Source organism: Mycobacterium sp. TH-M11, assembly GCF_057473725.1.
The window spans coordinates 1-11,058 of the sequence record NZ_JBYCLD010000399.1 but is presented as its reverse complement, the minus strand read 5'-3'; the positions used below and the strand labels follow the sequence as shown (position 1 = coordinate 11,058).

Genomic DNA, 11,058 nt, shown 5'->3' with positions numbered 1-11,058 from the left:
TGCGGTTGATCGAGTGACGATGAGCGACGGTGGATAAGCATCTGGCGGGGTGTCGGGGGTTTGGTGCGGATGACCGCTCGGATGCGCTGGTAGCCATTGGCCAGCAGTCACAATTGGCACATCAGGCCCACCGAGGAGACGCCTGCCGATGTGCCCGGCTCATAGCGAATTCCCGTTCGCTGCAGAGATATTCGCTCTGAGGCGGGCACATGGAATACCCACCCTCGCGGAGACCGATGTGGCTGGTGTGGCTAAACCCGGCGCACTAGCGCGACAGCGGCGGCATCGTGAAAAGCTGGTCGTAGCAACGATGATCACGGGCTTGCGGCATGGGGCACGACCTCTGGAAAGGCGACGTCAACTTCGCTATTGATGCTAACATAGCAAAAAAGACGGAGCCTGCGGGTGCTGTGATACTCGGAGGCGTGCGATGAACACTGACTGGCAGCCCTACAACTACCGGGTAATCCTGCGGGGCACCGATCAAGTCTGCCGGCCAATCGAATTGGATCTGGACGTCACGCCGACCCGCGCACCGGTACCGGTCGGCGCCGACGTTTGCAACGGTGTGATCACGTGCTTCGGCCAGCCCGGCACCTATTCGTATTTCCGGACCGGCATGGTCATGAACGGCAGTGCAATCATTTTCGGGTGCGACGGTGAGCTACCCCGACCCGTCGAAAGCCCCAGAGGGCCGTTCCGTTATCACGGCACCATGCGTGGCGAACCGGTAAGCGGCTTTGCGTTTTACGAGCGATCGCTGGCCCTGCACCGGGATTGGGAGCTGATCGGGGTGCGGTCGGACGGAAGCTGACCGAACCGGTCACCCGCCGCCGGGTGGCTCCCAGGCGAATCCGCCCGGGGTGCTGACGCAGGTCACCGGGCCGCCGAGGTTGGACACAGCCACGGAACCCTCGGCGCCACAAGGCATACCGACCGCGGGCCGGGTGTCCAGGCCGGTCGGCGTCGTCGTGATCGGCTTGGTCGTCGTTTTTGCAATCGTGCTCTTTGGCGCCGTCGTCTCGGCCTTCGGCGTGGTTGCGGGGGCGGCCTTGGTTGTCTGCGGAATCGTCGGCGTCGCCGTGGTGACTGCGGGCGATGGGGGAGCCACCGGCGGCGCAGGCGGGGGAATGAACGCGCGCGTCGACGCCGTCGGTTCGGCGGACGACGTGGTCTCGACGCTGGCCGGCCCATCGTCGGTGTGGGATGCCGAACGCAATGCCTTGACGCCGGCGAACCACGCGATCAGCACCACCGCGATCACGCCGCCGATCGCCGCCGAGTGGCGTAGTCGGCGTTTGCGGGCCTCGGCGGCCTCGGCCGCCTCGTCGTCTGCCGTGGGCGCAGCAGCGGTGGTGGCATCGTCGATGTCGTGGTCCGTGAACTCATCTGGGGTATCGGAGCTAGCGTGGCTGCTGGTGCCGGGCGCCGCGACGGCCGTCGCGGCGGTGTCGCCGTTGGTGGTCGCCTCGCGGAATATGGCTGCCGCGCGGACCTCGGACGTGGCGCGGATGTGTGACCTGTTACCCCCGGTCGATTCGAGCGCTTTGGCGAAATCCCGACATCGGCGGAACCTGTCGACAGGGTCTTTGGACAGCGCGCGGCCGAAGATCGCGTCGAATTCGGTCAGGTCGGGCCGGATTTCGCTCGGTCGCGGCGCGCGATCGGTGAGTTGCCGGTTGACCACGACCGAAGGATTGAAATGCGCGAACGGCGGTGCGCCCGTCAATAGGTGAAAAGCGCTCGCCGCCAGGGCGTACTGGTCGGCTCGGCCGTCGAATTCGTCACCCATCAGCTGTTCGGGTGCGGTGTAGCCGGCGGTCCCGATGAACATGCCGGCGCGGGTCAGCGTGTTGTGGGCGCCCTCAGGGCGCGCTATACCGAAGCCGGTCAACGCAATTCGTCGTCGCTCAGTGGGCGACTTGTTGATCAGAATGCGGCCGGGATTGACGAAGCGATGCAGCGCGCCGCAGTCGTGCGCGTAGTCCAAGGCGTCTGCGATCGCGGACACGATCTCGGCCACCGTCCGCGACGGGATGCCATCGAGATGGCCGTCGCCCAGGAACTCGGCGGAATCCACCCCCTCGATGTACTCCGTGGAGATCCACAGCTGACCCTCGAACTCGCCGCGGTCGGTGAGCCCGGCGATGTTCGGGTGCCAGAGCGTCGCCGCGAGGTCGGACTCCTGGTTGAACCGGATTCGGTAATCCAGGTCGATTGACGTCTCGGCCGGAACCAGGTGAAGGACTTGCTGGCGGGGAAGCCGCGGATGCTCGGCGAGATAGAGCTCGCCGAACTCTTCGTACCCGAGCTGCTGCACGATGTTGAATCCGGCAGCTGTCGCTCCGATGACCAGCGGCATGGGGAGGATGGTACATACCGGCGGCACGACGCCCGGGGATGCGGGGCGCAGGTGCCGGCCAGAAGCCGGCTCGCTGCCGCCGAGGCTCAGCTGACTCCCGAGTAAGTTCCCGGCAATTCCTCGTCGGCCGCGTGATCGGCTGGATTCCCGTCGGTCGCGCTGAGCCGTCTCGGCGGCGACGGGCCGACAACCCGCGTTCTGGCGCAAATTTTCTAGATAACGATTAGATAACAATACTGCTTTGATCTGCGCAGTTATAGCTACTCGACCGTAACCGCCCGCACGCAGCAAGTTTGGTCTGGACGCCACGAGTGCCCCCGTAGCGGACTGTTACCCAGCCCACCATTACTCGCGCGTAGAACTCACCAGTAACCAAAATGCGCCGGAAACTCCCAGATCTCTTATGACACTCTTAGTGCAGCCGATGACGTTCACTTGGCAGAACCCGCGAAATCCGGGTCCGCCACGTCGCGCCGGGTTGGACCGGGAGCTGAATCGGGTCAACGGTATGTACGGGGCAGCGTGGCTCTGGCTTGTGAGCAAACGAGGGCTTGTGGGCAGACGAGCGCTATTGAGGGAGATACACACGTGACGATCTATGAGCACCATCGAGTGTCCGCTGACCGCGAAAACGGGGTCTCCTCGGACACGCATGCGCTCGTCGATCGTCTGACGGCAGGCGAGGCCTACGCGGTTGCGTTCGGCGGCCAAGGCGGTGCGTGGCTGGAGACGCTGGAAGAACTCGTCTCGTCGTCGGGGATCGAATCTGAATTGGCGACGCTGGCCGGCGAGGCCGACCTGCTGCTCGAGCCGGTGGCCAACGAGCTCGTCGTCGTGCGTCCGATCGGCTTCGAGCCGCTGCGCTGGGTGCGGGCGCTGGCCGCCGAAGACCCGGTTCCGTCCGAAAAGCACCTGACCTCGGCGGCGGTGTCGCTGCCCGGCGTCCTGCTCACCCAGATCGCTGCCGTCCGCGCGCTGGTCCGGCAGGGCATGGACTTGCTGGCTACGCCGCCGGTGAAGGTCGTCGGGCACTCGCAGGGCATCCTCGCCGTCGAGGCCCTCAAGGCGGCGGGCGCGCGCGACATCGAGCTGCTGGCGATGGCGCAGCTGATCGGCGCCGCCGGCACGCTGGTAGCCCGGAGGCGCGGCATCTCGGTACTCGGTGACCGTTCGCCGATGGTGTCGGTCTCGGGAGCCGACCCCGAGCGCATCTACCGGCTGCTCGAAGACTTCTCCCATGACGTCCGGACCGTGTTACCGCCGGTGCTGTCGATCCGCAACGGCCGGCGCTCGGTCGTCATCACCGGCACCCCCGAGCAGCTGTCCCGCTTCGAGCTGTACTGCAAGCAGATCTCGGAGAAGGAACAAGCCGAACGCAAGAACAAGATTCGCGGCGGCGACGTCTTCGCGCCGGTATTCGACGCCGTCCAGGTCGAGGTGGGCTTCCACACGCCGAGGCTTGCCGACAGCATCGACATCGTCGGCCAATGGGCCGAGCAGGTCGGCATCGACGTCGAGCTGTCCCGCGCGATGGCCGAGGCGATCCTGGTCCAGCCGGTCGACTGGGTCGACGAGGTGATTGGCGTCCACGAGGCGGGCGCTCGCTGGATCCTCGACCTGGGCCCCGGCGACATCCTGACCCGGCTCACCGCGCCGATCATCCGTGGACTCGGCGTAGGCATCGTGCCGGCCGCCACCCGCGGTGGCCAACGCAACCTGTTCACCGTCGGCGCCGTCCCCGAAGTGGCCCGGCCGTGGTCGAGCTACGCGCCGTCGGTGGTCGCCCTGCCCGACGGGCGCGTCAAGCTCTCGACGAAGTTCACCCGGCTCACCGGCCGGTCACCGATTCTGCTGGCGGGCATGACCCCGACCACCGTCGACGCCAAGATCGTCGCCGCGGCGGCCAACGCCGGGCACTGGTCCGAGCTCGCCGGTGGCGGCCAGGTCACCGAACCGATCTTCAACGCGCGTATCGACGAGCTCGCCGGGCTGCTCGAACCCGGACGCACCTACCAGTTCAACGCGCTGTTCCTCGACCCGTACCTGTGGAAGCTTCAGGTCGGCGGAAAACGCTTGGTGCAGAAGGCCCGTCAGTCCGGCGCCGCAATCGACGGGGTGGTCGTCAGCGCCGGAATCCCCGAGTTGGAAGAGGCCGTCGAGCTGATCGAAGAGCTCAACGTGATCGGCATCTCCCACGTGGTGTTCAAGCCGGGCACCGTCGAGCAGATCCGCTCGGTGATCCGCATCGCCACCGAAGTGCCGACCAAGCCGGTGATCATGCACATCGAGGGCGGGCGCGCCGGCGGTCACCACTCCTGGGAAGACCTCGACGATCTGCTGTTGGCCACGTATTCCGAACTGCGGTCGCGGACCAACATCACGGTCTGCGTCGGCGGCGGCATCGGCACCCCCGAGCAAGCGGCCGAATACCTGTCCGGGCGCTGGGCTAACGCTTACGGTTATCCGCTGATGCCCGTCGACGGCATCCTGGTCGGCACCGCGGCGATGGCGACGCTGGAATCCACCACATCGCCGTCGGTCAAGCGGATGCTGGTCGACACACACGGCACTGACCAGTGGGTTGGCGCCGGAAAAGCCCAGGGTGGCATGGCTTCTGGTCGCAGCCAGCTCGGTGCCGACATCCACGAGATCGACAACGCGGCCTCTCGGTGCGGCCGGCTGCTCGACGAGGTCGCCGGAGACGGTGACGCGGTCGCCGCGCGGCGCGGGGAAATCATCGCCGCGATGGCCGATACCGCCAAGCCGTATTTCGGCGATGTCGGCGAGATGACCTACCTGCAGTGGCTGCAGCGCTACGTCGAGCTGGCGATCGGTGACGGCGACAGCACCGCCGACACCGCGGCACCCGGTAGCCCGTGGCTGGCCGACACCTGGCGCGACCGGTTCCAGGCCATGTTGCAGCGCGCCGAGGCGCGGTTGCATCCGCAGGACTCCGGTCCGATCGAGACGCTCTTTGGTGACGCCGCTTTGTTGGAGCGCCCCGACGAGGCGATCGCCGCGCTGGTCGCCGGCTATCCCGATGCGCAGACTGTGCAACTGCACCCGGCCGACGTCCCGTTCTTCGTCACGCAGTGCAAGACGGCGGGCAAGCCGGTGAACTTTGTGCCGGTGATCGACAAGGACGTACGCCGTTGGTGGCGCAGCGATTCGCTGTGGCAGGCCCACGACGCCCGTTACGACGCCGACCAGGTCTGCATCATCCCCGGCACCGCGGCGGTCGCCGGCATCACCCGACTCGACGAGCCGGTCGGCGAGCTGCTGGACCGATTCGAGCAGGCCGCGGTCGACGATGTGATCGCCACCGGTGCGACGCCGACCCCGGTCACCGCGCGCCGGCAAGGTCGCATCGATGTGCGCGGGCCGCTGGCCACGGTGCTCGACGCGCCGGATGTGTTGTGGGCCGGCCGTGTTGCCACCAACCCGGTGCACCGCATCGCCGACCCGGCCGACTGGCAGGTGCATGTCGGTCCCGAAGCGCCGCAGGCCACGCACTCCTCGACCGGGGCAAGGCTGCAGATCGTCAAAACAGCTGGGGCCGACCAGGTCGTGCTCAGCGTGCCGATCGCCGATGTGTGGATCGATATTCGATTCAGCTTGCCCGCCAACACCATTGACGGCGGCATTCCGGTGATCCGCACCAAGGACGCGATCGAGGCCATGCGTTCGGTGCTGGCGATCGCCGCGGGCGCCGAGAGCCCCGAGACGTTGCCCCGGGTGCACAACGGCACCGCTACCGTGAGCGTGCAGTGGGACCCCGAGCGGGTCGCCGACCACACCGGGGTCACCGCCACCTTCATCGAGTTGCTGGCGCCGACCCTGACCACCGTGCCCGACGCGCTGGTCGGGCTGTGCTGGCCCGCGGTTTTCGCGGCCATCGGGTCCGCGGTCACCGGTGCCGGCGTCCCGGTCATCGAGGGCCTGCTGAGCCTGGTGCACCTCGACCACGCCGCCCACCTGGTTGCCGCGCTGCCCAAGGTTCCGGCCGAATTGACTGTCACCGCAACGGCCTCGGTTGCCACCGACACCGAAGTCGGCCGGGTCGTGCCGATCTCGGTGACGGTTGCCGACGCGGACCGCACAGTGCTGGCGACGCTGGAGGAGCGATTTGCGATCCGCGGCCGCACCGGGCGCGCCGAATTGACCGACCCGCAGCGGGCCGGCGGCGCGGTGTCGGAGAACGCCACCGACACCCCGCGGCGTCGCCGTCGCGACGTCACGCTCACCGCGCCGGTCGACATGCGCCCCTTCGCGATGGTGTCCGGCGACCACAACCCGATCCACACCGACCGGGCGGCCGCCTTGCTGGCCGGCCTCGACTCGCCGATCGTGCACGGGATGTGGCTGTCGGCCGCCGCGCAGCACGTGGTGACCGCCACCGACGGCCAGGCCCGGCCGCCGGCCCGGCTGATCGGCTGGACGGCCCGCTTCCTGGGCATGGTCCGCCCCGGCGACGAGGTCGACTTCCGCGTCGACCGTGTCGGCATCGACCGGGGTGCAGAAGTTTTGGAGATCGCCGCGCGAATCGGTTCAGATCTGGTGATGTCGGCGACGGCGCGGCTGGCCGCACCCAAGACGGTGTACGCGTTCCCGGGCCAGGGCATTCAACACAAGGGCATGGGCATGGATGTGCGCGCCCGGTCCAAGGCTGCCCGCAAGGTATGGGACGACGCGGACAAATACACCCGCGAGACCCTGGGGTTCTCGATTCTGCACGTGGTTCGCGACAACCCGACGAGTCTGATCGCCAGCGGTGTGCACTACCAACACCCCGAGGGCGTGCTGTACCTGACCCAGTTCACTCAGGTCGCGATGGCGACGGTGGCAGCGGCCCAGGTCGCCGAGATGCGCGAGCAGGGCGCCTTCGTCGAAGACGCAATCGCCTGCGGACACTCCGTCGGTGAGTACACGGCGCTGGCCTGCGTCAGCGACGTCTACGGTCTGGAAGCATTGCTGGAGACGGTGTTTCAGCGTGGATCGAACATGCACGACATTGTGCCGCGCGACGAGCTGGGCCGCTCCAACTACCGGCTGGCCGCGATCCGGCCGTCGCAGATCGATCTCGACGACGCCGACGTGCCGGCCTTCGTCGAGGAGGTCGCGCAGCGTACCGGGGAGTTCCTCCAGATCGTCAACTTCAACCTGCGCGGCTCGCAGTACGCGATCGCGGGCACGGTCCGCGGGTTGGAAGAGCTCGAGGCCGAAGTGGAACGCCGTCGCGAAATATCAGGCGGAAAGCGGTCATTCATCCTGGTGCCGGGTATCGACGTGCCGTTCCACTCGCAGGTGCTGCGGGTCGGTGTCGCCGAATTCCGGCGTTCGCTGGAACGGGCGATGCCGCGGGGCAAGGACCCCAAGGTGATCATCGGGCGTTACATCCCGAACCTGGTGCCGCGGCCGTTCAGTCTGGACCGCGACTTCATCCAGGAAATCCGGGATCTGGTTCCGGCCGAGCCACTGGACGAGATCCTGGAGAACTACGACTACTGGCGCACCGAGCGTCCGTTCGACCTGGCGCGCACGGTGATCATCGAGCTGCTGGCCTGGCAGTTCGCCAGCCCGGTGCGCTGGATCGAGACCCAGGATCTGTTGTTTACCGAAGAGGCCGCCGGCGGGCTGGGAGTGGAGCGCTTCGTCGAGATCGGCGTGAAGTCGGCGCCGACGGTCGCCGGGCTGGCCACCAACACTCTGAAGCTGTCCGAATATGCGCACAGCACAGTCGAAGTGCTCAACGCAGAGCGTGACGCCGCGGTGCTGTTCGCCACCGACACCGATCCCGAGCCAGAAGATGTCGTGGACGAGGGTTCCGATGATTCCGCGGCTGCCGCCGCGGACGGCGCGCCTCCATCTGATGTCGCCCCAGCCGTCGCTCCGGCTGGCGCCGGAGCTCCGTCCGGTGCTCCGCGCCCCGACGACATCGGGTTCGACGCCGCTGACGCGACGCTCGCGCTGATCGCGCTGTCGGCCAAGATGCGCATCGACCAGATCGAGCAACTCGACTCCATCGAGTCGATCACCGACGGCGCCTCATCGCGACGCAACCAGTTGCTGGTCGACCTGGGTTCCGAGCTGAACCTGGGCGCCATCGACGGCGCGGCCGAGGCCGACCTGGCCGGGCTGCGGGCGCAGGTGACCAAGCTCGCACGTACCTACAAGCCCTACGGCCCAGTGCTTTCCGACGCGATCAACGATCAGCTGCGCACCATCCTCGGCCCGTCCGGCAAACGGCCCGCCGCCATCGCCGAGCGGGTGACCAAGACCTGGGAGCTCGGCGAAGGCTGGGCCAAGCACGTCACCGTGGAGGTGGCACTCGGAACTCGTGAGGGAACCAGCGTCCGTGGCGGCTCGCTGGGCAACCTGCACGAAGGTGCGCTGGCGGACGCCGCCGCGGTCGACAGCGTCATCGACGCCGCTGTCGCCTCCGTGGCGGCCCGCCGGGGCGTCGCGGTTGCGCTGCCCTCCAGCGGTGGCGGCGGCGGTGGAGTAGTCGACGCCGCCGCGCTGAGCGAATTCACCGACCAGATCACCGGCCGCGACGGCGTACTCGCCTCGGCGGCCCGCCTGGTGCTGGCCCAGCTCGGCCTCGACGAGAAGGTCAGCGTGCCGCCGGCCGCCACCGACGCCGCGCTGATCGACCTGGTCACCGCCGAACTCGGTGCGGACTGGCCGCGTCTGGTGGCATCGGTGTTCGACGGCAAGAAGGCCGTCGTGTTCGACGACCGATGGGCCAGCGCGCGTGAAGATCTGGTCAAGCTGTGGCTGGTCGACGAGGACGAAGCCAATGCCGACTGGGCGCGACTCGCCGAGCGTTTCGAGGGTGCCGGCCATGTGGTCGCCACCCAGGCAACCTGGTGGCAGGGCAAGGCGTTGGCCGCCGGACGTCATATCCACGCGTCGCTGTACGGGCGGATCGCGGCCGGCGCCCAGAACCCCGACCACGGTCCGTTCCACGCCGAGGTCGCCGTGGTGACCGGCGCGTCGAAAGGCTCGATCGCCGCATCGGTGGTCGGCAAGCTGCTCGACGGCGGCGCGACCGTGATCGCCACCACGTCGAAGCTCGACGACGACCGGCTGGCGTTCTACCGCAACCTCTACCGCGACCACGCGCGTTTCGGCGCGACGTTGTGGGTGGTGGCGGCCAATATGGCCTCGTACTCCGACATCGATGCGCTCGCCGAGTGGATCGGTAACGAGCAGTCTGAAAGCCTTGGGCCGCAGTCGATTCACATCAAGGACGCCCACGTGCCGACGTTGCTGTTCCCGTTCGCCGCGCCGCGGGTGGCCGGTGACCTGTCCGAGGCCGGTGCGCGCTCGGAGCTGGAGATGAAGGTGCTGCTGTGGGCCGTGCAACGGCTCATCGGTGGCCTGTCCAAGATCGGCGCCGAGCGTGACATCGCCGCACGGCTGCACGTGGTGCTGCCAGGCTCGCCCAACCGCGGCATGTTCGGCGGCGACGGCGCCTACGGTGAGGCCAAGTCGGCGCTGGACGCCGTGGTCACCCGATGGAGTGCGGAATCGTCGTGGGCGCAGCGGGTCAGCCTGGCGCACGCACTGATCGGCTGGACCCGCGGGACCGGGCTGATGGGCCACAACGACGCGATCGTCAACGCGGTCGAGGAAGCCGGTGTGACAACGTATTCCACCGACGAGATGGCCGACATGCTGCTCGGCCTCTGCGACATCGAGTCGCGGGCAGCCGCGGCGAGCGCTCCGATCAAGGTCGACTTCACCGGCGGTTTGGGCGACGTAGAGATCGACATGGCCGAGTTGGCCGCCAAGGCCCGCGAGGAGATGGTCTCGGAATCGGCTGTCGACGAGGACGCTGCCGCCGAGGGCACTATCGCCGCGCTGCCGTCGCCGCCGCGGGGCTTCAGCCCGGCACCGCCGCCGGCGTGGGATCGCCTCGACCTCGACCCGTCGGAGTTGGTGGTGATCGTCGGCGGTGCCGAACTGGGCCCGTACGGTTCGTCGCGGACCCGCTTCGAAATGGAGGTCGCGGGCGAACTATCGGCCGCCGGGGTGCTCGAATTGGCCTGGACCACTGGGTTGATCAAGTGGGAGGACGACCCGACACCGGGTTGGTACGACACCGCGTCCGGTGATCTGGTCGACGAGGCCGAGTTGGTCGAGCGTTACCACGACGCGGTGGTCGAGCGGGTCGGCATCCGGGAGTTCGTCGACGACGGTGCGATCGACCCCGACCACGCGTCGCCGCTGATGGTCAGCGTGTTCCTGGACAAAGACTTCACGTTCGTCGTCTCCTCGGAAGCCGACGCCCGCGGGTTTGCCCAGTTCGACGCCGAGCACACCGTGATCCAACCGATTCCAGGCTCCAGCGACTGGCAGGTTACCCGCAAGGCGGGCACCGAGATTCGCGTGCCACGCAAGACCAAACTGTCGCGGACCGTCGGCGCACAGATCCCGACCGGGTTCGATCCGACGGTGTTCGGCATCAGCCAGGACATGGCCAGCTCGATCGACCGGGTGGCGTTGTGGAACATCGTGGCCACCGTCGATGCGTTCCTGTCGTCGGGCTTCACCCCGGCCGAGTTGATGCGATGGGTACACCCCGGTCTGGTGGCCAGCACCCAGGGCACCGGTATGGGCGGTATGACGTCGATGCAGACGATGTATCACGGCAACCTGCTGGGCCGGAACAAGCCGAACGACATCCTGCA

The 11,058-nt window shown here is 67.6% G+C and carries 2 protein-coding genes and 1 pseudogene; 2 read left to right on the top strand and 1 reads right to left on the bottom strand.

Annotation, left to right across the window (positions count from 1 at the left end; all coding sequences use genetic code 11):
- Positions 1-448 precede the first annotated feature (448 nt).
- Positions 449-796: pseudogene (locus AC2VOG_RS15955) on the top strand (hypothetical protein); the annotation flags it as partial.
- Positions 797-823: 27 nt separating this feature from the next.
- Here the strand turns inward: AC2VOG_RS15955 and AC2VOG_RS15950 are convergent.
- A complete protein-coding gene (locus AC2VOG_RS15950; RefSeq protein WP_486940845.1) occupies positions 824-2,362 on the bottom strand; it encodes a serine/threonine-protein kinase in 1,539 nt (512 codons plus the stop codon).
- A 588-nt stretch (positions 2,363-2,950) separates the two neighbouring features.
- Here AC2VOG_RS15950 and AC2VOG_RS15945 point away from each other — a divergent pair.
- Positions 2,951-11,058, top strand: an 8,108-nt coding sequence (locus tag AC2VOG_RS15945) for a fatty acid synthase subunit beta domain-containing protein (protein ID WP_486940844.1), incomplete at its 3' end; no start/stop codon positions are given.